22 protein-coding genes are annotated in these 22,856 nt (G+C 66.8%); 11 read left to right on the forward strand and 11 right to left on the reverse strand.

All coding sequences use genetic code 11. The annotated features are described in order from the left end of the window. Window positions 1-35 precede the first annotated feature (35 nt). Complete coding sequence (locus FNZ56_RS06965; protein ID WP_185970681.1) at window positions 36-632, forward strand: GNAT family N-acetyltransferase; 597 nt, start codon at window positions 36-38, stop codon at window positions 630-632. Here FNZ56_RS06965 and FNZ56_RS06970 read toward each other — a convergent pair. The 5 genes from FNZ56_RS06970 to gap all read right to left on the reverse strand — a co-directional run bounded on the left by FNZ56_RS06970 (window position 629) and on the right by gap (window position 9,002). Continuing rightward, window positions 629-2,839, reverse strand: a complete 2,211-nt coding sequence (locus FNZ56_RS06970; RefSeq protein ID WP_143879145.1) for a tetratricopeptide repeat protein — start codon at window positions 2,837-2,839, stop codon at window positions 629-631. The two genes, FNZ56_RS06965 and FNZ56_RS06970, sit on opposite strands and share 4 nt — an antisense overlap. 35 nt (window positions 2,840-2,874) lie before the next feature. Next, window positions 2,875-4,914: a DUF3857 domain-containing transglutaminase family protein gene (locus tag FNZ56_RS06975; protein ID WP_185970682.1), complete on the reverse strand. Its 2,040-nt coding sequence runs from the start codon at window positions 4,912-4,914 to the stop codon at window positions 2,875-2,877. A gap of 82 nt (window positions 4,915-4,996) precedes the next feature. Further along, on the reverse strand, window positions 4,997-6,169 hold the full coding sequence (locus FNZ56_RS06980; protein WP_143879147.1) for a phosphoglycerate kinase: 1,173 nt from the start codon (window positions 6,167-6,169) through the stop codon (window positions 4,997-4,999). Window positions 6,170-6,221: 52 nt separating this feature from the next. Further along, on the reverse strand, window positions 6,222-7,916 hold the full coding sequence (locus FNZ56_RS06985) for a diguanylate cyclase (protein WP_143879148.1): 1,695 nt from the start codon (window positions 7,914-7,916) through the stop codon (window positions 6,222-6,224). 81 nt (window positions 7,917-7,997) lie between these two features. After that, entirely contained in the window at window positions 7,998-9,002 is a 1,005-nt protein-coding gene (gap, locus tag FNZ56_RS06990) for a type I glyceraldehyde-3-phosphate dehydrogenase (RefSeq protein ID WP_143879149.1), read from the reverse strand. Window positions 9,003-9,072: 70 nt separating this feature from the next. Between gap and FNZ56_RS06995 the strand changes: the two genes are divergently transcribed. From FNZ56_RS06995 to FNZ56_RS07025, 7 genes are read left to right on the forward strand one after another with little or no spacing between them, the layout of a single operon-like run. Then, window positions 9,073-9,945, forward strand: coding sequence for a S1/P1 nuclease (locus tag FNZ56_RS06995; protein WP_143879150.1), 873 nt, complete (start codon window positions 9,073-9,075; stop codon window positions 9,943-9,945). A 4-nt stretch (window positions 9,946-9,949) separates the two neighbouring features. Next, a complete protein-coding gene (locus tag FNZ56_RS07000; RefSeq protein WP_143879151.1) occupies window positions 9,950-10,816 on the forward strand; it encodes an MBL fold metallo-hydrolase in 867 nt (288 codons plus the stop codon). Between the two features lie 2 nt (window positions 10,817-10,818). Next, window positions 10,819-11,292 carry a molybdopterin-binding protein gene (locus FNZ56_RS07005; protein WP_143879152.1) on the forward strand — a complete coding sequence of 158 codons (474 nt, stop codon included), beginning with the start codon at window positions 10,819-10,821 and terminating at the stop codon, window positions 11,290-11,292. A gap of 10 nt (window positions 11,293-11,302) precedes the next feature. Further along, window positions 11,303-12,082 carry a molybdate ABC transporter substrate-binding protein gene (gene modA, locus FNZ56_RS07010; protein ID WP_143879153.1) on the forward strand — a complete coding sequence of 260 codons (780 nt, stop codon included), beginning with the start codon at window positions 11,303-11,305 and terminating at the stop codon, window positions 12,080-12,082. An 18-nt stretch (window positions 12,083-12,100) separates the two neighbouring features. After that, window positions 12,101-12,793, forward strand: a complete 693-nt coding sequence (gene modB, locus FNZ56_RS07015; RefSeq protein WP_143879154.1) for a molybdate ABC transporter permease subunit — start codon at window positions 12,101-12,103, stop codon at window positions 12,791-12,793. Beyond that, entirely contained in the window at window positions 12,793-13,410 is a 618-nt protein-coding gene (locus FNZ56_RS07020) for an ATP-binding cassette domain-containing protein (protein ID WP_143879155.1), read from the forward strand. Before modB ends, FNZ56_RS07020 begins: the two co-directional genes overlap by 1 nt. A 36-nt stretch (window positions 13,411-13,446) precedes the next feature. Continuing rightward, entirely contained in the window at window positions 13,447-15,402 is a 1,956-nt protein-coding gene (locus FNZ56_RS07025; RefSeq protein WP_143879156.1) for an acetyl-CoA hydrolase/transferase C-terminal domain-containing protein, read from the forward strand. Here the strand turns inward: FNZ56_RS07025 and FNZ56_RS07030 are convergent. Genes FNZ56_RS07030 through FNZ56_RS07045 form a run of 4 tightly spaced genes read right to left on the reverse strand, consistent with a single transcriptional unit; the run spans window position 15,399 to window position 18,191 of the window. Further along, a complete protein-coding gene (locus FNZ56_RS07030) occupies window positions 15,399-15,959 on the reverse strand; it encodes an NADPH-dependent FMN reductase (RefSeq protein WP_143879157.1) in 561 nt (186 codons plus the stop codon). The two genes, FNZ56_RS07025 and FNZ56_RS07030, sit on opposite strands and share 4 nt — an antisense overlap. Continuing rightward, window positions 15,956-16,876, reverse strand: a complete 921-nt coding sequence (locus tag FNZ56_RS07035; RefSeq protein WP_143879158.1) for a pirin family protein — start codon at window positions 16,874-16,876, stop codon at window positions 15,956-15,958. The genes FNZ56_RS07030 and FNZ56_RS07035 overlap by 4 nt, the downstream gene beginning before the upstream one ends. A gap of 29 nt (window positions 16,877-16,905) precedes the next feature. After that, a complete protein-coding gene (locus FNZ56_RS07040; RefSeq protein ID WP_143879159.1) occupies window positions 16,906-17,310 on the reverse strand; it encodes an OsmC family protein in 405 nt (134 codons plus the stop codon). 14 nt (window positions 17,311-17,324) lie between these two features. Further along, entirely contained in the window at window positions 17,325-18,191 is an 867-nt protein-coding gene (locus tag FNZ56_RS07045; RefSeq protein WP_143879160.1) for a pirin family protein, read from the reverse strand. A 184-nt stretch (window positions 18,192-18,375) separates the two neighbouring features. Here FNZ56_RS07045 and FNZ56_RS07050 point away from each other — a divergent pair, with 184 nt between their 5' ends. Further along, the gene (locus FNZ56_RS07050) at window positions 18,376-19,287 is read left to right on the forward strand and encodes a hypothetical protein (RefSeq protein WP_143879161.1); all 912 of its coding nucleotides are present in this window, start codon (window positions 18,376-18,378) and stop codon (window positions 19,285-19,287) included. A 128-nt stretch (window positions 19,288-19,415) separates the two neighbouring features. On the opposite strand, the gene FNZ56_RS07055 is transcribed toward FNZ56_RS07050, so the two are convergent. Together FNZ56_RS07055 and tkt are read right to left on the reverse strand one after the other, a co-directional pair. Further along, window positions 19,416-19,946 (reverse strand): REP-associated tyrosine transposase, encoded by a 531-nt coding sequence (locus FNZ56_RS07055; RefSeq protein WP_143879162.1) that lies wholly within the window; start codon window positions 19,944-19,946, stop codon window positions 19,416-19,418. 60 nt (window positions 19,947-20,006) lie between these two features. Next, complete coding sequence (gene tkt / locus FNZ56_RS07060) at window positions 20,007-21,995, reverse strand: transketolase (protein ID WP_143879163.1); 1,989 nt, start codon at window positions 21,993-21,995, stop codon at window positions 20,007-20,009. Between the two features lie 215 nt (window positions 21,996-22,210). Here tkt and FNZ56_RS07065 point away from each other — a divergent pair, with 215 nt between their 5' ends. Beyond that, the gene (locus tag FNZ56_RS07065) at window positions 22,211-22,456 is read left to right on the forward strand and encodes a FitA-like ribbon-helix-helix domain-containing protein (protein ID WP_143879164.1); all 246 of its coding nucleotides are present in this window, start codon (window positions 22,211-22,213) and stop codon (window positions 22,454-22,456) included. Window positions 22,457-22,461: 5 nt separating this feature from the next. Then, window positions 22,462-22,848, forward strand: a complete 387-nt coding sequence (locus tag FNZ56_RS07070) for a type II toxin-antitoxin system VapC family toxin (protein WP_221933288.1) — start codon at window positions 22,462-22,464, stop codon at window positions 22,846-22,848. The last annotated feature ends 8 nt before the right edge of the window (window positions 22,849-22,856 follow it).

Raw genomic sequence — 22,856 nt, forward strand, 5'->3', positions numbered from 1 at the left:
TCCCCTTCACCCGCACGCTAGCACAGCCACGCGACATGGCGACCGACCAACGCATCGACATCACCGCGACCCTCGGCGCGCTGCCCGCCTTCCCGCAGCTGCGCGGGAAGCGGGTGCGCCTGCGCGGACCGACGGCCGGCGACGCCGACGACCTGTTCGCGCTGTTTTCCGATCCCGAGGTGATGCGCTACTGGAGCCGCGCGCCGATGCGCGAACGCGGCGAGGCCGAGGGCCTCATCGGCGAAATCCTCGACGCCTTCTCGAAGCGCGAACTGCTCAACTGGGTGATCGTCGATGCCGACGACCGCGTCATCGGCACCACGACCCTGTTCCGTTTCGATCCGCGCCACCGCCGCGCCGAAGTCGGCTACGCGCTGCGCTCCGACCACTGGGGTCGCGGTCTCGCGTCCGAAGCGGTTTCCCTCGCCATCGACTGGGCGCTGCGCACGCTGGACCTGCACCGCGTCGAGGCCGACATCGACCCGCGCAACCATGCCTCGCGCCGCGTGCTCGAACGCCTCGGATTCCGCAGCGAAGGCGTGCTGCGCGAGCGCTTCTTCGTCGGCGATGAGGCCACCGATTCGGAACTGTTCGGCGTGCTCGCGACCGAATGGCGCGAACGGCGCCGTTAGTCGTTGGCCTCGTCCAGCACGTAGGGCTTGCCGGCCGCATACAGGTCGCGGCGTTGCAGGAACTGCTTGAGCGCGTCCGGGTCGTCCGGATTCCGGCGCTTCACCTTCGCGATCACGTCTTCCTGCAGCTTCGCCGCGCGCGCGTAGTCGCCGTTGGCCGCGTAGCAGGCGGCTTCGGTATCCATGGCTCCCGAACCGAGTTCGCCCGTCTTCGCCAGCGCCTCGATGACATCGAGCCCCGCCTTCGGGTCGCGGACGGCCGGATCCGGAGAAACGCACTGGTACCAGGCGAGGTTGTTGGAGGATGTTTCATTGCCGAGTTCGATCGCTTTTTTCCAGGCTTCGATTGCCTGCCTGCGCGATTCCGGCGTCTTCTTGCGGTACAACCACGAGGCGTAGCTGTTCTGCGCGTCGACATCGCCGCCCTCGATCGCGCGCTTCAACCACTTGAGGCCTTCGGCCTCGTCCGGCTTGCCGAATTCGCCTTTGAGCAACGCCACGCCCAATTGCGTCTCCGAATCGTGGTCGCCTTTCTCGGCGTCCTGCAGCAACCAGCGCCGCGCCTGTTCCGGATCCTTCTTCATGCCGCGCCCTTCCAGCGCCAGCGATGCCAGTGCGCGGCGTGCCCGGGCGTAACCGGCACGATCAAGATTTCGATAGATGCCGACGCCTTGCTCCTGGGTGGCGCGTAAACCGGGATGCTCGTCGACATACAGCCGGGCCAAATGCATCAACGCGTAAACATCGTCCGCGGCGGCGGCCTGCAGCAACCAGGCCTCCGCGTCCGCCCATCGAGAGTCGTCCTCGGCCATATACGCCAGATCGCCCATGGCGTCTGCGGATCCGCCTTGCGCAGCGCTTTCCAGCATTTGTCTGGCGGCATCATGGTCGACCTCGAGGCCGTGTTTGCCCGTATTGAGCATGTAGCCGTAGTAGGCTTGCGCGCCGGCATTTCCGTGCGCGGCCGCCTTGCGCATCAAAGCCAGCATTTGCGAGTCGTCGCCCCGGTCGCCATACCAGTCGGCCAGCTTTGCTTCGCCTCCACCCGCTTCGTTCGACGCCGGATCCGACAAGAATGCGATTTGGGCCGCGTCGAGCGAAGCCTTGGGATCGTCGGCAAGCACCTGGTCGATCTGCAGCCAACGCCAATAGCGCTGGGCATGGCCGGTCGCATGCTGCAATCGCTCCACCAGCGGCGCGGGCAGACTCGCCTTATCGTCCATGTCGTACAGGATCCGGGTGAACTGCTCGATCGCGCCCCCGCCCTCCCAATGTCGGTCGGCGGCGTCGAGCAATATCCATGCCTTGTCCGGATCGCGTTCGACGCCGATCCCCTGCAGGTACGCCATCGACAGCAACAGCAAAGGATAGGCTTGGTGCTTCTCCGCCCTCGGAAGCAACGCATCGATCATGCCGTCCGCGCAGTGCGCGGAACGTTGCGCCGAACAAACCACGAGCCACCAGTGAACCGACTCGACCCCGCCTGCCTCCGCGCCTTCGCGCAATGTAGCCAGCCTCTGGTCACCGGATTCGCCCGAGGCTTTCGCCACCGCTTGCGCATCCAATCCAAAAACCTGGTTCGTGGCGGCCGAACTCTGGATATATCCACTTGCAAGATGGTTGCGCAAGATCGGAAACCCGCGCATGGGATCCTCGCGGTCGATCGTGTAGTTGACATCGATGAAGTCAAAAGCCAAATGCCGTTCGATGCCGGATTCCGGATCGCGCGCGGCGATCGCCAGCGGGAAGTATCGTTCCGGATGAACCCACGGGTAGTAGAGATAGGCGACCTCCATGCCGCTGGATAGCACGAGCGCGCTGGCATCGACCGGCGTCAGCACCCTGATCGGCTTGTCCGCACCATCGGTGGGCGAATGCGACAAGGCTTCGCGCGAGAGCGCCGACAGGACCGTGATGGCCTGTTCTGCGCGTTCGACATCGCCCGTGGCCTGCGCGCACAGGTAATCTGCGCGCCGAATGGCGAGGCTGATCGGTGCGGCGGCGATGGATTGGGCGAGCGCGTCGGCGTTGGCCCGGCAAGCATCGGCGTCGACGCTGCTGCCGTCGTAGCTCAACTGGTCCAGCACGGCGTAGGCGCCAAAAACAGTCGACGCGTTTGCCGTCGCCAGGAAACGGTCCCATTCCGCCGCTGCGTCGAACGGGGCATCGGCCGCCGCGGCGCCGCCGAACGCGGCGGACAACGCCACGACCCATAAGGCGCGCCTTGCGCATTTGCCCGCCGTCACTTGCGCGCACCTTCGTTCATGGCATCTCTGATCAGGTCCTGCAGCCGCTTGTCGCGTTCGCCAGCGTCGAGCGAAGCGGGAACGTGGTATTGCAGGCGCGCGGACAGGTTGTCGCTGGCCTTGCGCAGTTCCTTCAATTCTGCCGCCACGTCCGCGGCTGGCATCTCGTATTCGCGCACCTTCATGCGGTAGTCGATGGCGACGCCGTCCGCGCGCGGCTTCACTTCGCGCGTGTAGTCGAACGCGGCGGCCTTGTACTCCTCCGTTTCGCGGCCGAACTTCGCTTCCCAGCCCTTGGGCACGACCAGGTCGATGCGATGGCGGTACTCGCCCGGCACGGCGAGGTACAGCGGCCCGCTCCGCACCATCGACTTGGGCAGCGACGCCGGCGCGGACAACGCGTCCGCGTACACGTCCAGCGCGCGCGTGTTCGCATCGAGGTCATCGAACGGGGAATCGAGCAGGTAATGCTCGGTGATGGTCAGCGTGTTCGAATCGCGGTCGTCGCGCACCTGCAACGGCGCCGATTCCTGCAGCTGGCCGTAACGCTTGCGGTAGAAATCGGCGTAACCGCGCGAGATGTCGTCGAGTCGAGCGCTCGCGAAGCGGTCGCGGTTGCCGTTGGCCGAGGCGCCGCGGTACACGCTCACCACTTCCAGCGCGACCTTGCCGCCGTCCGCGGGCGACAGGCGTTCGCTGACATCGACGCCGGACGCATCGGGCGGATCCGGCGGCGCGATCGCCTGCAAGGCGTCGGTGCCGGCGAGCACCGGCAATGCATAGCCGTAACGGCTGAGGTCGGTGCTGCCGGCGGCGCCACCGGCCTGGTTCATGGTCGCGTCCACCCACACCGGCTTGCCGTCGAGCGTGGCGCGCACGATCACATGGTCGAACGCGGAGGCCGCGGGCGTGTACCCGCCGATCGATCGGCCGCGATCCATCGAGGTCAGTGCCGGCACCGCGGCGATGTCCATGCGCCGCAGGATCGTCGACAGCAGGTAGGCCTTGTCCTTGCAATCGCCGCGGCGGTTGCGCCAGGTGTCGGCCGGCGGCGCCGGCTTGTGCGTGTTCTCGCCCATTTCCACGCCGAAGTAGCGCACTTCGTCCTGCACCGCGCGCAAGGCCGCGGTCAGGCGCTCGCGCGGCGTCGGCAGGCGCGACCATTCCGCGATGCGCGACTCGAGATCGGCGGGCAGCGCGCCGGGGTCTGGATACAACGGCAAGGCCCACGCGACCACGTCCGCCCAGCTGCGCCGCGCGCTGACCAACGCCATCGGATACGGCTGGTACCAGACCGGGTAATCGTCCTCGTTGTCGATCGCGGCGGAACCGTGGCGATGGAAGGCGATCTCCGCGGCGTCCGCGCGGTTCGACACCACGCCTTCCGGCGCGCCGTTCTCGAGGTGCGTCGCGAATTGCGTGCCGGGATCGGCGAGCACGCGCAGGTAGCTGTCGAGCACCGGGCTGCCCCAGGACAGGGTCGCGCCGTCGGTGAGCTGGTGGGCGAGGATGGGGTTGCTGCCGGCCACGGTGAACGCGATGCGCACGACGTCGCCGACGCGCACGTCGTCGAGCACGATCAGCGCGCTCACCTCGCCGTCGGCCATGTCCTTCTCGAAGCCGGTCTCGCGCCGCGCCAGCGAGATTTTTTCGGGATCCAGGCGGTTCTGCCACTGCCCGCCGCGCCGCAGTTGCACGTCGTGGATGGTCAGGGTCTGGTAGCCGGGGTTGAAGTCGAGCTGGTAGCGGCCCGCCTCGCCGAGCAACGAGGCGGAATTGACCTCGTAGGCGTAGTCGGTGAACAGCAGGTCCCGACCGCTGCGCCGGTCGGCCTGGCGCTCGTAGAGCCAGAACCGCCACGGCGGCCGGTCGGCGCCCGCGGCCTTCGGGTCCCATTGCGCCGGGACTTCATGCCGCTGCACGAAGGCCGGCACCGGACCGACCGAGAATTTGTAGTCGCCGCGCTGGTATTCGGTATCGCCGGCCCATGCCAAGCCGGACAGCAGCAGGCAGGCCGCCGCCAACAACATTCGCATCGCCATTCCCCTGCGTTCCCCTCGAACGACGGGACGAGGCTACAACAAGACCGTGTCGGCCGCAGTGGCCGCGATGTCTCGTTCAGCCGCGCGCTTCCAATGCCGCCACCGCCGGCAAGATCTTGCCTTCGAGGAATTCGAGGAAGGCGCCGCCGCCGGTGGAGATGTAGGACACGTTGGCTTCGATGCCGTACTTGTCCGCCGCCGCGAGCGTGTCGCCGCCACCGGCGATGGAGAACGCGTTCGACGCCGCGATCGCGCGCGCCAGGGTTTCGGTGCCCTTGCCGAACGCGTCGAACTCGAACACGCCGACCGGGCCGTTCCACACCACGGTGCCGGCCTTCGCGATCAACGCGGCGTACTGCTTCGCCGTTTCCGGGCCGATGTCGAGGATCATGTCGTCGGCGCCGACCGCATCGACCGGCTTGATCGTGGCCGGCGCGTTCGCGCTGAATTCGGGCGCGACCACCACATCGACCGGGATCGGGATGTCCGCGCCGCGCGCCTTGGCGTCGGCCATGATCCGTTTCGCGGTGTCGACCAGGTCCATTTCCACCAGCGACTTGCCGACGGAATGGCCCATCGCGGCGATGAAGGTATTGGCGATGCCGCCACCGACGATGAGTTGGTCGACCTTCGACACCAGCGACGACAGCAATTCCAGCTTGGTCGAGACCTTCGAGCCTGCGACGATGGCGAGCAAGGGCCGCGCCGGCTTGTCGAGCGCCTTGGCCAGCGCGTCGAGTTCGGCCATCAGCAGCGGACCACCGGCAGCCTGCTTCGCGAAACGGATCACGCCGTGCGTGGACGCCTGCGCGCGGTGCGCGGTGCCGAACGCGTCCATCACGAACACGTCGCACAGCGCGGCATACTTTTTCGACAAGGCTTCGTCGTCCTTGCCTTCGCCGACGTTCATGCGGCAGTTCTCGAGCAGCACGAGTTCGCCGGGCTTCACCTCGACGCCGTCGAGGTAATCCTTCACCAGCGGCACCTCGCGACCGAGCAGTTCGCCCAGTCGCTTCGCGACCGGCGCCAGCGAATCGGCTTCGCTCCACGTGCCTTCCTTCGGCCGGCCGAGGTGCGACACGACCATCACCGCCGCGCCCTTTTCGAGCGCGTGCTTCAGCGTGGGGATCGACGCGACGATGCGCTGGTCGGAGGTGACCTTGCCGTCGGCGACGGGGACGTTCAAATCCTGTCGGATCAGCACGCGCTTGCCGGCGAGGTCGAGGTCGGTCATGCGAAGGATGGTCATGGCGGCGGCGCGTGGAAACGGGTGCGTATTGTCGCGGCCACTGCGCCGCGGTTCAAACCTCGGCGCGGTCGCGCCCCCGGGACTTGGCGCGGTACAGGGCGGCATCGGCCTGGGTCAGCAGCGTGCCGAGCGCGACCTGCTCGCCGGCCGCCATCGCCGCGATGCCGATGCTCGCGGTGACGCGCCCCAGTGGCGCCGCGGCGTGCGTGATGTCGGCTTCGCGCAGGCGTTCGCGGATGCGCGCCGCCGCCGCTCGCGCCTGCGTGATGGTCGCGCCCGGCAGCAGTACCGCGAATTCCTCGCCGCCCTGCCGTGCCAGCACGTCGTCGGCGTGCAGCAGCGCGCTGCGCACCACGCCGGCGAACCGCTTCAGCGCGCCGTCGCCGTGCAGGTGTCCGTAGTGGTCGTTGTAGGCCTTGAAATGGTCGATGTCGATCGCGAGCACGGCGAACGCATCGCACCGGTCGGATGCCGCCTGCCACAGGCGCAATCCCTCTTCCTGGAATCCGCGGTAGTTGAGGCAACCGGTCAGCGCGTCGGTGCGGCTGAGGCGATCGAGCTTCGCCACCGCATCGCTCAGTTCGCGGGTACGGTCGGCAATGGCGTGCTCACGCTGGTCCAGGGCCTCGCGCAGCTCGCCATAGGCCGCGTTCATGCGCGCCGCAAGGTCGCCGATGCCGCCTGCCAGCGGCTGCAACTCCTCCGGCATGCGCGAGAGCTGCGAGGGATCCATCGTCCCGCCGAGGGCATAGCCGTGCAGGCTCGACAGCAGGCGACCCATGTTGCTGGCCAGCAACCGGCGCATGCGCCCGAGCACCAGCAACACCCCGATCATGGTCGCCGCCAGCAGGCCGAGCATCAATCCGAGGCGCGGCAGGCTGGGCGTCAGCAGGCGCTGCTCCGGCGCGATCACCGCCACCGTCCAGCCGGTGCGCATGCGCACCGCATCGACGTAGGCACGTTCATCGCCGGCCAGCAGTCCCGGCAGGATGCGCGCCCGTGCGACCTGCCCCGTCGCCGTCGCGCCGCGGAGAATATCGGCGCCGAGGGCGCCCAACGGATCCAGGAAGTGCCAGCGCAGGTTGCTGCTCGCAAACACGACGCGTCCGCCGCGGTCGAGCAGGAGCAGTTCGAGCCCGCGCCGGCGCAGGGTGTTGGCGCGCTCGCGCACGAGGCGTTCGACCGGCAGCGAGGCCTGCAGCACGCCATCGAATCGCCCCTCCCGGAACATCGGCGCAGACACGGCGATCAGCGCCTCATCGCCGTAGATGCGTGCGTGGTACCCTTCCGAAACATGCGGAAGCCCGCTGTCGCGGGGGGCGCGGAACCAGTCGCGGTCGGCGGCGTTTTCCTCGGCCCGCGCGGCTGGCCGGCCGCTGGCGCCGCGCGCGGCGACGATGTTCCCCTCCGCGTCCGTGGCGAGGGCACGCAGGAAGGAGGGATAGGCCTTCAGCAGGCGATCCAGTTCCGCATCGGGCCGTGGCGATGCGGATCCGGACGCCGGCGTGGCGGCGAGCAGGCGCACGCCGGCCAGGTGTCCATCGAGGAAATCGTCGAACGTGCTCGCGCTGCTTTGCGCGCCGGTGGACAGGCGCAGCATCAGGTCGTCGCGATCGCGCTGCCATTGGCCCACCAGCAGGGCGACGCCGAACACCAGCACCGGCAACAGCGCGGCGAGGACCAGCATCCGCGTCAGGCTGCGGCGCAGGCTCCAACTGGCGGCGCGGTTGTCGTCCGGTCCCGTCACGCAGCCGATCCTAGCCGTTCTGCCGTGAAAACGAAGCCCCGCGGCTGCGGGGCTTCGTGGAACCGCGATCGTGCCGGGCGATTACTTCGCCGCGACCACCTTCACCATCTCGAGGCACTTGTTCGAGTAGCCCCATTCGTTGTCGTACCAGCTGACCAGCTTGACGAAGGTCGGGTCGAGCGCGATGCCGGCGTCGGCGTCGAAGATCGAGGTGCGGGTGTCGCCGCGGAAATCGGTGGCGACTACCTTGTCCTCGGTGTAGCCGAGGATGCCCTTGAGCGCGCCTTCGCTCTGCGCCTTCATTTCGGCCTTGATCTCGTCGTAGGTCGCGGGCTTGTCGAGCTCGACGGTGAGGTCGACCACGGAGACGTCGGAGGTTGGCACGCGGAAGCTCATGCCGGTGAGCTTCTTGTTCAATTCGGGAATGACCACGCCCACGGCCTTGGCCGCGCCGGTGGACGAGGGAATGATGTTCTCGAGGATGCCGCGTCCGCCGCGCCAGTCCTTGTTCGAAGGACCATCGACGGTCTTCTGCGTCGCGGTCGCCGCGTGCACGGTGGTCATCAGCCCGCGCTTGATGCCCCACTTGTCGTGCAGCACCTTGGCCAGCGGCGCGAGGCAGTTGGTGGTGCAGGACGCGTTGGAGATGATCGCCTCGCCCTTGTAGCTCTTGTCGTTCACGCCGTAGACGAACATCGGCGTGTCGTCCTTGGACGGCGCCGACAGGATCACCTTCTTCGCGCCGGCGTCGAGGTGCTTCTGCGCGGTGGCCTTGTCGAGGAACAGGCCGGTGGATTCGATGACGACGTCGGCGCCGACTTCGTTCCACTTCAGGTTGGCCGGGTCGCGTTCCTGGGTCAGGCGAATCTTCTTGCCATTGACGACCAGGGTGTTGCCCTCGACCGAGACCTCGCCCTTGAAGCGGCCGTGCACGGAGTCGTATTGCAGCATGTAGGCCAGGTAATCGGGTTCCAGCAGGTCGTTGATCGCGACGATCTCGATGTCGCCGGCGAAGTTCTGCACCGCCGAGCGCAGCACGTTGCGGCCGATGCGGCCGAAGCCATTGATGCCCACCTTGATCGCCATTGGAACCGCTCCTGCGGATGACCGGAAAGACGGGTATTTTAGCGGTTCCCCCGCCCCGAACGGACCCGCGATGCGTCGAATCCCCGTTTTTCTGCTGGTTTTCGCCGCATTGCTCGCCGCAAGCCCGACGGCGCTGGCCTGGAGCGCGCTCGGGCACCGGTTGGTAGGGGCGATCGCCGAACGCCACCTGACCCCGGAGGCCGAAGCGCAGGTCCGCGAACTGCTGGCCGGCGAACCCGATCCGACCCTCGCCGGCGTCGCCTACTGGGCGGACGCGATGCGCAACGAGGATCCGCCGCGGTTCAAGGCCACCTCGAAGTGGCACTACATCAATGCGCAGGGCGGCGGCTGCGATTTCGACCTCGTCCGCGATTGCCCCGACGGCAACTGCGTGGTCGCGCAGATCGACCGGCAGAGCGCGATCCTCGCCGACCGCACGCAAACGCGCGAAGCACGACGCGACGCGCTGAAGTTCCTCGTGCACCTGGTCGGCGACGCGCACCAGCCGCTGCACGCCGGCGACCGCACCGACGCCGGCGGCAACCAGTACCAGATCAGCCTGGCCACCGCGCTGCAGCCCGAGGCGTACGCGAAGGACAAATACGTCGACGGGGTGATGGGCACCAACCTGCATTCGACCTGGGATTACTACATCCTCGGCGCGGCCGGTTTCGGCGCTGGCGGCGATGCGGTAACGCCGTACGCGAACAAGCTCGACGCGCTGCCGTGGCCGCCTTCGGACGAAGCGCCGCTGTTCGCGCCGATGGCCTGGGCGAAGGAATCGTGCCGGCTGATCGAGGCGCGGCACATCTATCCGGACGGGCACAAGCTCGACGATGCCTACCTCGACGCGATGCGCCCGCTGGCCGAACAGCGCATCCGCCAGGCCGCGTGGCGGCTCGCGAGCATCCTCAACGCCGACCTCGACACGCCGTCGCACTGACGCCATGCGTGCAGAGATCGCCCCGTTCTTCCACGCCGACAGCAATACCTGGAGCTACGTCGTCCGCGCACCGGGCGGAAACGCGGCGGCGGTGATCGACCCGGTGCTGGATTTCGACGCGAAATCCGCGCGAACATCGACTGCTTCCGCGCAGCGCATCATCGATTTCGTGCGCGAACGCGGGCTCGATGTTCGCTGGCTGCTGGAAACCCACGCGCACGCCGACCACCTCAGCGCGGCGCACTGGCTGAAAACGAACCATTGGCCGGATGCCACGCTCGCCATCGGCAGCGGCATTCGCGAGGTGCAGAAGACCTTCCGCCCGATCTTCAACCTCGGCGAGCATTTCCCGGTCGACGGTTCGCAGTTCGACCGCCTGTTCGACGACGGCGACGCCTTCGCGATCGGTGGGCTGGAAGCGCGGGTGATCGCGGTGCCCGGCCACACCAGCGACAGCAATGCCTACCTCGTCGGCGACGCGCTGTTCACCGGCGATTCGCTGTTCATGCCCGACGGCGGCAGCGCACGCTGCGATTTCCCCGGCGGCGACGCGGCCACGCTGTATCGTTCGATCCGGCGCCTGTTCGAACTGCCCGACGCCACCCGCGTCTTCGTTTGCCACGACTACGGCCCGGGCGGACGGGAAGTCGCCTGCGAGACGACCATCGGCGAACAGAAGCGCGCCAACATCCACGTCCGCGACGGCATTTCCGAAGCGGAATTCGTGGCGATGCGTGAAGCGCGCGACGCGACCCTGGCGATGCCGGCGCTGATCCTGCCCGCGGTGCAGGTGAATATCCGCGCCGGCGCGCTGCCGGACGCGGAGGACAACGGCGTGCGTTACCTGAAACTTCCCGTCGACCGGATCTGACGATGCGCGCTTCCATCCTCCTCGGCCTCGCCTGCTGCTGCGCGTTTCCGGTGCATGCCGTCGATGCGGGCATGGCCGCGAGCGCGACCACGGTTTCGATCCCGCTCGATGCGGCGACACTGGCCGCGTTGCCGCGCGAAACCGTTGACGCCGATTCCCACGGACATGCGCTGGCCTGCGAAGGCGTACCGCTGGTCGCGCTGCTGCGCAAGTCCGGGGCGATGCCGGACGGCGAACTGCGTGGCGTGCAGCTCGCGCGTTTCGTCGAAGCCGATGCGCGCGACGGCTATCGCGTCGTGTTCTCGCTCGGCGAACTCGACCCCGCCACCGGCGCTCGCCGCGTGTTCGTGGTCGACCGCTGCGACGGCAAGCCGCTCGGCGACGATGTCGGCCCGCTGCGCCTGCTCGTGCCCGACGACGGGCGTCCCGCGCGTTGGCTCCGCCAGCTCGAATCCATCACCGTGTCCACACCCTGAGGCGAATCGCATGATCTCGTTCCGCACGCATGCCGCAACGCTGCTGCTCGCGCTGGTGTCCGTGTTCGCCTCGACCGTGCAGGCGGCCGACAAGCCGATCACCGTGTTCGCCGCCGCCAGCCTCAAGGAATCGATGGACGAAGCCGCGGCCAAGTTCGGCCAGGAAACCGGGCAGCAGGTCGTCGTCTCCTACGCCGCGAGTTCGGCGCTGGCGCGGCAGATCGAACAGGGCGCACCGGCCGACGTGTTCATCTCCGCCGACCTCGACTGGATGGACGAACTGCAGGGCAAGGGCCTGATCGACAATGCCAGCCGGCATTCGCTGCTCGGCAACACCCTGGTGCTGGTCGCGCCGGCCACGAGCACGCAACGCACGTTCGCGCTGCACAAGGGCTCGAACCTGCTGCCGCTGCTCGGCGCCGACGGACGCATCGCGCTGGCGTTGACCGCCAGCGTGCCGGCCGGCAAGTACGCCAAAGCCGCGTTCGAGAACCTGGGCATGTGGGACGCGCTGCAAGCGCGCGCCGCCGAAGCCGAGAACGTGCGCGCGGCGCTGCTGCTGGTCGCGCGCGGCGAAACCCCGCTCGGCGTGGTCTACGGCAGCGACGCCAGGGCAGAACCGCGCGTGCGCGTGCTGGCGACGTTCCCGCCCGGTTCGCATCCGCCGATCGTCTATCCGGTCGCGCGCATCCGCGCCAGCAACCAGCCGCAGGCCGGCGCGTTCGTGCGCTGGCTGCAGTCTCCGCAAGCCGTCGCGATCTTCCGCGCGCACGGCTTCACCACGTTCTGACGGCACGCGGCTGTTTCGATGGCGCCGTTCTCGCCCGCCGAACTGACCGCGATCGCGCTCAGCCTCAAGGTGGCGACGGTCGCCGCGCTGGCGAGCCTGCCGTTCGGCATCGCGATGGGCTGGCTGCTCGCGCGGGGCGAGTTTTTCGGCAAGTCGCTGCTCGATGCGCTCGTGCACCTGCCGCTGGTGCTGCCGCCGGTGGTGGTCGGCTACGCGCTGCTGGTGCTGCTCGGCAACAACGGCGCGATCGGCGCGCCGCTGCGTGAATGGTTCGGCGTCGGCTTCGCGTTCCGCTGGACCGGCGCCGCGCTGGCGAGCGCGATCATGGGCTTCCCGCTGATGGTGCGCAGCATCCGCCTGTCGATCGAGGCCGCGGACCGCAAGCTCGAACAGGCGGCATCGACCCTGGGCGCGACGCCGTGGCGCGTGTTCCGCACGGTGACCTTGCCGCTGGCGTGGCCGGGCATCCTCGCAGGCGCGGTGCTCGCGTTCGCCAAGGCCTTGGGCGAATTCGGCGCGACCATCACCTTCGTGTCGGCGATTCCCGGCGAAACCCAGACGATCTCGTCGACGATCTACGGCCTGCTGCAGGTGCCGGGCGGCGAACGCGGCGTGCTGCGCCTCGCCCTGGTCGCATTGGGCATTTCGCTGCTGGCCCTGCTCGCGGCCGAGGCGCTGGCGCGGCGCATGCGCCACGAGGCGCCGCGCTGATGTTCGACATCGACATCGATTTGCGACGGGGAACCTTCGCCCGCCGCGTGCGCATCGACGACGAGGCGCGGGTGATCGCGCTGACCGGGCGCTCGGGCGCGGGCAAGACTTCGGTGCTGCACGCCATCGCCGGATTGGTGGAACCGCGTTCTGGCCGCATCGTCATCGGCGAGCGCGTGCTGTTCGATGCCGTGCGCCGCATCGACCTGCCGCCGCACCGGCGCCGCGTCGGTTACGTGTTCCAGGACGCGCGCCTGTTCCCGCACCTCGACGTCGCCGGCAACCTGCGCTACGGCCGCCATCCCGCGCGCGAACGCCCGCGCTTCGGGTTCGACGCGGTGGTCGAACTGCTCGGCATCGCATCGTTGCTCGAACGTCGCACCGCGAATCTTTCCGGCGGCGAGGCGCAACGCGTGGCGATCGGCCGCGCCTTGCTGTCGCAGCCGGAAATCCTGCTGCTGGACGAACCGCTGTCGATGCTCGATGCCGAACGCCGCGACGAGCTGCTGCCCTGGCTGCGCCGGGTGCGCGACGAGGTGCGGCTGCCGATGGTCTACGTCAGCCACCAGGCCGAAGACGCGCGGCAATTGTCCGCGTCGATCCACGCGCTGGATTGACGCGGTGTTACACACCCAGGACTTAGGCTGCCGCGCATGAGCGAACGCCCGGCCCCGGAACGCCTCGTCGACCTCGACGCCGCCGTCGAGGCGATGCTCGCGCGTATCGCCGGCCCGCTCAAGCTCGGTGTGCCGCTGGGCATGGGCAAGCCGCACCGCCTGCTCAATGCGCTGTACGCGCGGGTGGAACGCGATCCGTCGCGGCCGTTGCACCTGTACACCGCACTGTCGCTGGATCCGCCGACCGCGGGTAGCGAACTCGAAGCGCGCTTCCTCGATCCCTTCGTCGAGCGCATCTACGGCAAGGATTTCCCGCGCCTCGCCTACGTCGCCGCGCAGAAACGCGATGCCCTGCCCGCACACGTCGAGGTCGAGGAGTTCTACCTGCAATCCGGCGCGTTGCTGAAGTCCGCGCAGGCGCAGCGCCGCTACGCCAGTCTCAACTACACCCACGTCGCCGCCGCGCTCGCCGATCGCGGCATGAACGCGCTGGTGCAGAAGGTCGCGACCAACGCGGACGGCTCGCGCCTGTCCCTGTCCTGCAACCCGGACCTCACGTTCGACGCCATCGATGCCGTGGTCGCGCGCGGCCTGCCGCGGCCCTTGCTGGTCGCGGAGATCGATCCGCAGTTGCCGTGGATCGACGGCACCGCCGCGGTCGATGCGGACTTCTTCGACATCATCGTTTCGCCTCCCGCACCATATCTGCAACTGTTCGCGCTGCCGCGGCAGCCGGTCGGCGATGTCGACTACGCCATCGGCCTCTACGCCAGCGCGCTGGTGCGCGACGGCGGCACGTTGCAGATCGGCATTGGTGCGCTGTCCGATGCGCTCTGCCATGCGCTGGTGCTGCGCCATGTCGACAATGCCGCCTATCGGCGTGTACTGCAGGCGCTGGATCCCGGGATCGAATCGCATCCGGCGGTGGTCGCCAGCGGTGGGCTGGGTCCGTTCGAACAGGGCCTGTTCGGCTGCAGCGAAATGCTCAACGAAGGCTTCCGCCTGCTGGTCGAGCGCGGCGTGATCCGCCGCCTCGTGGTCGACGACATCGACGTCATGCGCCGCATGGCCGACGGCGATGCGAGCGACGACGACCTCGCGCGGATGGAACGCGAAGGCCAGTTCCTGCACGGCGCCTTCTACCTCGGTTCGCCCGCGTTCTACGACTGGCTGCGCGACATGCCGGAAGGCGAACGCCGCCGCATCGGCATGCGCCGGGTGAGCCAGGTCAACGACCTGTTCGGGGACGAGGCGCTGCAACGCCTGCAACGGCGTGAGGCGAGATTCTTCAATACCTGCATGATGGCGACCGCGCTCGGCGCCGCGATATCGGACAGCCTCGCCGACGGTCGGGTCGTGTCCGGCGTCGGTGGGCAGTACAACTTCGTGGCGATGGCGCACGAACTGCGCGACGCACGCTCGGTGCTGCTGCTGCGCGCCTTCCGCGACGAGGGCGGCGACGCGGTTTCCAACATCCGCTGGAACTACGGCGCGACGACCATCCCGCGCCACTTGCGCGATCTCTACATCACCGAGTACGGCATCGCCGACGTGCTCGGCAAGGCCGACGAGGACTGCGTGATCGCAATGGCCGGCATCGCCGATTCCCGACATCAAGCGGCATTGATCGAACGTGCGAAACGCGAGCGCAAGCTGCGCGCGGATTTCGCGGCACCGGACGCATGGCGGCGCAACACCCCCGAACGCCTGTGCGCGGCGCTGGCGCCGTTCCGCAAGGACGGCACCCTGCCCGACTATCCGCTCGGCAGCGATTTCACCGAAGTCGAACAGCGGCTGGTGCGCGCGCTGCAATGGCTGAAGGCCGGAACCGCTTCGACCGGCGGCAAGCTGCGCACCATCGCTGCCGCGCTTGCAACGGGAAAGAGCGACGACCGCGAAGCGCTGCAACGCATGAAGCTCGATGCTCCGCGCGGATTGCGGGAATGGCTGGATGCGCGACTGGTATCGTTCGCGCTGTCGAAGACAGTCTAGCTGCGCTTGTCGCCGGCAAACGCAGCGAACCCGCGCACGAACTCCGCAAGCTGCGCGCGCACCTTGTCGTCGACCAGCTCGCCGTTCGCATCGAAGGCCTGCCCGGCGCGCGAGACGTAGAGCCGGCTGCCGGCCCAGAGATCAACCCCGAGTGTCTTCAGCACCGGCAGCCAGTGGTTCTGCGACAGGATGGTGCCGAAGCCGCCGGGCGAAGCGCCGATCAGCGCGAAGGGCTTGCCGCCGAACAGTCGCGGGATGTCGCCGGCCGGGCGCGACAGCCAGTCGATGCCATTCTTGAACACGCCGGGCACGCCGTTGTTGTATTCGGGCGTCACCAGCAGCACGCCGTCGCTGGCCGCGATCTTGTCCTTCAATGCCGACGCGGCTTCAGGGATCCCGTTCGTCGCCTCGACGTCGCCGTCGTACAGCGGGATGCCGTGCAGGGTCGCCATTTCGAGTTCGAAGCCATCGCCTGCGACCTGTTGCGCGGCGCGCAGCAACGCAGTGTTGAACGAACCGGCGCGCAGGCTGCCGGAGATGCCGAGGATCCTGGTCATGTCGAGGCGCCTTCGTCCGAGGCGGAGTTGCCGAAGCGCAGGTGCAGGCCGGCGACATCCGGGGCGACGAGGCGCCGCAGTTTGGTGCCGGGCACTTCGCCGAAACGCTCGCCGTGGTTCCAGTCCCGCGTGGCCTGGACCATGTCTTCGGCGGTGCGCCCGACGAAGTTCCACCACAGCAGCACGTGCTCGCCCAGCGGTTCGCCACCGATCAACAGCAGCCGCGCGCCGGAATCGCATTCGATGCGCAGCGATTCGCGGCCGCTGCCGAGGTAGAGCAGCGTACCCGGCGCCAGCGATTCGCCTTCGACCCGGATTTCGCCCTCGAGGCACACGACCGCGTGTTCGAACTCCGCTTGAAGCGGCAAACTCGCCGCAGCCGCAGCATCGGCGCGCAAATCCGCGCCGAGCAGCGGACTGAACACTTGCGCCGGCGAGGTCGCACCGAGCCAATCGCCGACCAGCAGCGTGACATCGAAACCATCGCGTTCGATGCGCGGCAGTTCCGGGCAATGCTGGAACATCGGCGCCCGTTCGCGTTCGCCATCGGGCAACGCGATCCACAGCTGCACCAGCTGGTTGCGCCCGGCGCGATCGATCGGCGATTCCTCGGCATGGCTGATGCCGTGACCGGCGGTCATCACGTTGACCTGCCCGGGACGAATCGGCTGCCGGTTGCCGAGGCTGTCGCTGTGCAGGATCTCGCCTTCGATCATCCAGGTGAAGGTCTGCAAGCCGATGTGCGGATGCGGGCCGACCTGCACGCCGCCGCCGGCCGGATAATCGACCGGGCCGGCGTGGTCGAGGAAGCACCAGGCGCCGACCGTGCGCCGGTCGCGCGTGGGCAGCGTGCGCCGCACCGGAATGCCGCCGACATCGGCGATGTGCGCGGCGATGCGTTGTGTTTGCGGTTGCATGCGCGATTCCCCCGTGTTTCAGCGCGAGCTTACGCCAGCGCGGTGTCGATGCGGATTTCGCCGGTCAGCACCTTGTGGATCGGACAGGCGTTCGCCGCGAGCAGCAGGCGATGCCGCTGCGCATCGTCGAGTTCGCCAAACAGTTCGACCCGACGGCGGATGTCGGTGCCCGCTTCCGGCTTGCCGTCGGGGTTGAAGGCGAGTTCCACCTTCACCCCGGTCAGCGGCCATTGCTTGCGCTGCGCATACATCGTCACCGTCACCGCGGTGCAGGTGCCGAGCGCGGACAGCAGCAGGCGTTCCGGACTCGGCCCCGCATTCGCACCGCCGATGTCCTCGGGCTCGTCGCCCAGCCAGCGATGGCCGAGGTCGTCGGACAGTTCAACGGTGTAAGGCGTCGAACCGATGCTGGCGTGGACGATCGAAATTCCCATGTCGCGCTCCTCATTCAATCCATTTGCCCGAACTTGCCGCTGTTGAAATCGGCGATGGCCTGGATGATCTCCTGCTGCGAGTTCATCACGAACGGCCCGTAGCCGACCACCGGCTCGTCGATGGGTTCGCCGGCGAGCAGCAGCAGTTTCGCATCGCCATTGGCTTCGATCACGACATCCGTGCCTTCGGTCGACAGTGTCGCCGCCTGCTTCTCGCGCAACACCTGCTCGCCGTTGACCATCACCGTGCCGGCGAGCACGACCAGCAGCGCGGTCCAGCCTTGCGGTTGCGGCAATGCGACCGATTTGCCGGACTTGAGCCGCACGTCCCAGACGTTCATCGGGCTGAAGGTATGCGCCGGGCCGCGATGGCCGTCGTAGTCGCCGGCGATCACGCGCAGCGTGCCGGCGTCGTTCGGCAACGCGACCGCGGGAATGTCCGCATCGACGATGCCCTGGTAGCCGGGCGCGGCCATCTTGTCCTTGGCCGGCAGGTTCACCCACAGCTGCACCATTTCGAACGGGCCGCCGCGCTTGGCGTATTCGGTGGAATGGAATTCCTCGTGCAGGATGCCGCTGCCCGCGGTCATCCACTGCACGTCGCCGCGACCGATCACGCCGCCCTTGCCGGTGGAATCGCGGTGCTCGACTTCGCCGTCGTAGACGATCGTGACGGTTTCGAAGCCGCGATGCGGATGCTGGCCGACACCGCGGCGATGCGTGGTCGGCTCGAACGTGGTCGGCGCCGCGTAATCGAGCAGCAGGAACGGGCTGCGGCCGGGCACGCCCGGACCGTCGTAGCCGAACATTCCGTGCACCGGGAATCCGTCGCCGACCCAGTGCCGCCCGGGCGCGGATCTGACTTCGAGGATCTTCTTCATTGCGGGCTCCGATTTTGCTCCGGCCTTGGCCGGCAAGCCGGAACAATGCGGCTAGGGGCCGACGGAATCCAGCGTCAGGTGTGCGCCGGATCGTCCCATGGCTGGAACGATACAGCTGGGAGGGTGCAAATGGCTGTTTCCAGCACGTTGCGGACCTTGAACCTTGTCGAGATACTCCTGACAAATGGACAAATCCAACGAACGCCGAGTGCACACCTTGCAGGCGATGCTGCTCGTGGGCACGTTTTCCGCATTGCCTTTGCTGGCAAACAACGCATGCAGCGATCCAATGCAACCCATGCCGAAGGTCGGCGATGAGCACGAAATCATCAAGAGCTATGAAACTTCCGAGCAGTCCAGCGAGGGTTCCACGGGAAGCTCTCGTGGACGAGACGCCATCCTTGAGCGCGTGATCGGAATGCGCGATGGCGGTTTCGAGCTGGAATACGATCTTCCGAAAAGTGCCACGACAGATGACAGATCACGCAACTGGCAGTTTCCGGCACGTGTTTTCAGGTCGAAGAACGGTGCCATGCAGTTGGTCAACGACCGCGAGTTGGAAGCGCGTGCCGATGGTTGGCTCAAGGCAGCCGGATTGACTCACGACGCCTGCGGGCGATGGATTTTCACATGGGACGCGTTTCGTATCGAATGCGATCCGCAGTCGGTCCTCAAGACATTGGAAGCTTTCGATCTGAGCTCCGCTGTTATCCGGGAAGGCGCCTCTTACCAGGACATCGAAGCCAAAAGCGCCGGAACATTGACGAGAAAAGCAACTGGGCCAAACGGTTCGACCTACACCGTTGTCATGGAGATCGATCCTGACGCGGTTCGTCGCGCTCGCGCCGATTCTGATGTCGTGGTCGGGGAGATCACGCAGAAACCAGTGACCCTCGATGAAGCACTTCTGAAGCGGGCGAATGAAATCGTGACCGGGACCATTACAGTGACTTTCGATACTGACCTCACTGGAAATGTCCGGAGTCGAACCAAAGTGACCAAGGTGGAGACCAAAAATCCGGATGGCCGATCCGAAAGCCGGACATCTACAGAGACCGTCGAACGCCGACTTGTTTCGGAGTCCACTTCTCCTTGACCAGAAATGTGGCCTGCTGGCCGATAGCGGATAAAAAACAAAACGGCGCCCTTAGGCGCCGTTTTGTTGTCGCGAATACGGATCGATCAGAGCGAGGTAGGATGGGTTGAGCGCAGCGATACCCATCTTCATGCTCTTTCTCCCATCGTGATTTCTTCGCAATCGCATGCCCAATCACACGGAAGGTCGCCGCGCTCGATGAATCGGTGGATGGACGAATGCGGCCAATCCGCCGCACGTGCCACATACCCATGCTTCACGGGATTGATGTGGATGTAATCCACGTGCCGTTGCATGTCAATCGCATCGCGGATTTCATGCTCCCAATAGCGTCGTTGCCAGATGCCTCGCTCGCCCTTGGCCATGCGGCTCACCGACCGCCGCTCGGTCCTTGGCATGGCGCGTGAGAAGCGGGTCTTGATCAAGCGCCAGCGCAGCGCGTAGTCCGCGTCATCCGGTGGCATGGTCCATACGGCATGCAGATGATCCGGCATGACGACCATGGCATCGATGACGAAGGGATGTGCCGCCATCACGGCAGCAAACGCTTTGCGCAGAACCTCGACATGCGAGGTCAACAGTTTGCTGCGTCGGTTGGACAGGTTCACCGTGAAGAAATAGGTGCTTCCCGGCGTCAGGCTGCGGCGATATTGGGTCACGCTTCAAGACTAGCGATGGGTATCGCTGCGCTCAACCCATCCTACCTTTCTGACTCACGATCAGAGCGCCTTCGCGACACCCACCACCCGCTCGACGGTGAAGCCGAAATGCGGCATCAACGCCTCGATCGGCGCGGACGCGCCGTAGCGTTCCATGCCGACCACCGCGCCATCGAGCCCGACGTACTTGCGCCAGAAATCGGCGGTGCCGGCCTCGATCGCGACACGCTTGCGCACTGACTTCGGCAACACCGATTCGCGATACGCCGCATCCTGGCGATCGAACACGTCGGTCGAGGGCATGGACACCACTCGCACCTTGTCGCCGAGTTGCGCCGCCGCGCCCATCGCCAGGCCGACTTCCGAGCCGGTCGCGATCAGGATGACTTCCGGCGTTCCGACCGAATCCTTCAGCACGTAGCCGCCGCGCGCGATGTCCAGCAACTGGCCCTCGTCGCGCGGCTGGTGCGGCAACGTCTGCCGCGAGAACACCAGGCAGCTCGGGCCATCCTTGCGTTCGATCGCGCACTTCCACGCCATCGCCGATTCCACCGCGTCGCAGGGACGCCACACGTCATTGTTCGGGATGTAGCGCAGCGACGCGAGGTGCTCGACAGGCTGGTGGGTCGGGCCGTCCTCGCCGAGGCCGATGGAATCATGGGTGTAGACGTGGATCGCGTGCGCGCCCATCAGCGCGCTCATGCGCACGGCGTTGCGCGCGTAGTCGCTGAAAACCAGGAACGTCGCGTCGTAGGGAATGAAACCGCCATGCAGCGCGAGGCCATTGCTGATCGCGGTCATCGCGAATTCGCGCACGCCGAAGTAGATGTAGTTCGCGTCCGCGTCATCGCTCGCGACCGACTTGCTGCCCTTCCACAACGTCAGGTTGGAATGCGCGAGGTCGGCGGAACCTCCGACCAGTTCCGGCAGCAGCGGCGCGAACGCCTCGATCGCCATCTGCGAAGCCTTGCGCGAGGCGACGTTCGGGCCTTCGGCCTGCAGTTTCATCGCGTAGTTCAAGGCATCGGTGCGGAAACTTTCCGGCAGTTCCGCGTGCGAACGGCGGGTGAGTTCCGCGGCGGCGTCCGGATGGCGCTGCGCGTAGGCGTCGAACAGGTCGTTCCACTGGATTTCGCGCACCTTGCCGACGTCGCCGACCTTCCAGCCGTCGTAGATCGCCTGCGGGATCTCGAACGGCGCGTAAGGCCAGTTCAAGGCTTCGCGCGTCAACGCGATTTCGTCCTTGCCCAGCGGCGCGCCATGCGACGATTCCTTGCCGGCCTTATTCGGCGAACCGAAACCGATCGTGGTGCGGCAGCAGACCAGCGTGGGCTTGTCGGCCGACTTCAACGCGGTCTCGATCGCGGTCTTGATCTCGGTCGCGTCATGGCCATCGACGCCGCGGATCACGTTCCAGCCGTAGGCCTCGAAACGCGCCGGCGTGTCGTCGGTGAACCAGCCGTGCACGTCGCCGTCGATGCTGATGTGGTTGTCGTCCCAGAACGCGACGAGCTTGTGCAGGCCCCAGGTGCCGGCGAGAGAAGCCGCTTCATGCGAGACGCCTTCCATCAGGCAGCCGTCGCCGAGGAACACCCAGGTGCGGTGGTCGACGACCTCGAATTCGGGGCGGTTGAAGCGCTGCGCCAGCAGCTTTTCCGCGAGCGCGAAACCGACTGCGTTCGCCAGTCCCTGCCCGAGCGGGCCGGTGGTGGTTTCCACGCCGCAGGTCATGAAGTTCTCGGGATGGCCCGGCGTCTTCGATTCGAGCTGGCGGAAGCGCTTGAGGTCGTCGATCGACAGGTCGTAGCCGCTCAGGTGCAGCAGCGCGTACTGCAGCATCGAGCCGTGGCCGTTCGACAGCACGAAGCGATCGCGGTTGAACCAGCGCGGGTTCGCAGGGTTGTGCTGCAGGTAATCGTTCCACAACACTTCGGCGATATCGGCCATGCCCATGGGCATGCCCGGATGGCCGGAATTGGCGGCCTGCACCGCGTCGATGGCGAGGAAACGGATCGCGTTGGCGAGTTCGCGGCGGCTGGGCGTCGTCATGGGATGCGTGGGAACGGGCGGACGCGCATTGTCCCATTCCGGCCAAGGAAAACTCCCATTCGCCGAATCGCAAAACGCCGATCCTTTCGCGGAACGGCACGCGGCAACCTTCATGCATGCACAACGCCACCCGCGCTTTCCGTACGGCCCCGCCGCCGACTGGACTTGGAACCGAAATGGTTGTAATTTGGTTTCAACCAACCAGAGGCACTGTCATGCCCACGACGCTGACCCTGAAGAACATTCCCGACGAGGTGTACGAACGGCTCAAGGGCGCTGCAGCGATGCACCGCCGCAGCCTCAACAGCGAAGCCATCGTCTGCCTGGAAACGGTGCTGACGCCCGGCAGGATCGCGCCCGGGGAACGGCTGGCGCGCGCGCGCGCGCTACGCACCGGGTTGAAGCCTGGCGCATTCGACGCGAAAGCCATCGATGCGCTGAAACGCCAGGGCCGCGCGTGATCGTGGTGGATTCCAACGTGCTGGCCTACCTGTACCTGCCGGGCGAATTCACTCCGGCCGCGGAACGCCTGCTGGAAACCGATCCGGACTGGCATGCACCCGTGCTGTGGCGAAGCGAGTTCCGCAACATCCTGGCCGGATGCATGCGTCGCGGCACCCTGACCTTCGAGCAGGCCGCCACTATCCAGCACGAAGCCGAATCGCTGCTCGACGGCGCGGAACACGAAACCGATTCGAGACAGGTGCTGGAGCTGGTGCGCGACAGCGATTGCTCCGCCTACGACTGTGAATTCGTTGCCTTGGCGAAAACGCTCGGCGCGTCGCTAGCAACGATGGACAACAAGTTGCTCAAGGCGTTCCCGCAAATCGCAAGGCCGCTGGCGAGCGTCTGACGACGCTG

It is taken from the genome of Lysobacter lycopersici (genome assembly GCF_007556775.1).
In the GTDB taxonomy this organism is placed as follows: domain Bacteria; phylum Pseudomonadota; class Gammaproteobacteria; order Xanthomonadales; family Xanthomonadaceae; genus Pseudoluteimonas; species Pseudoluteimonas lycopersici.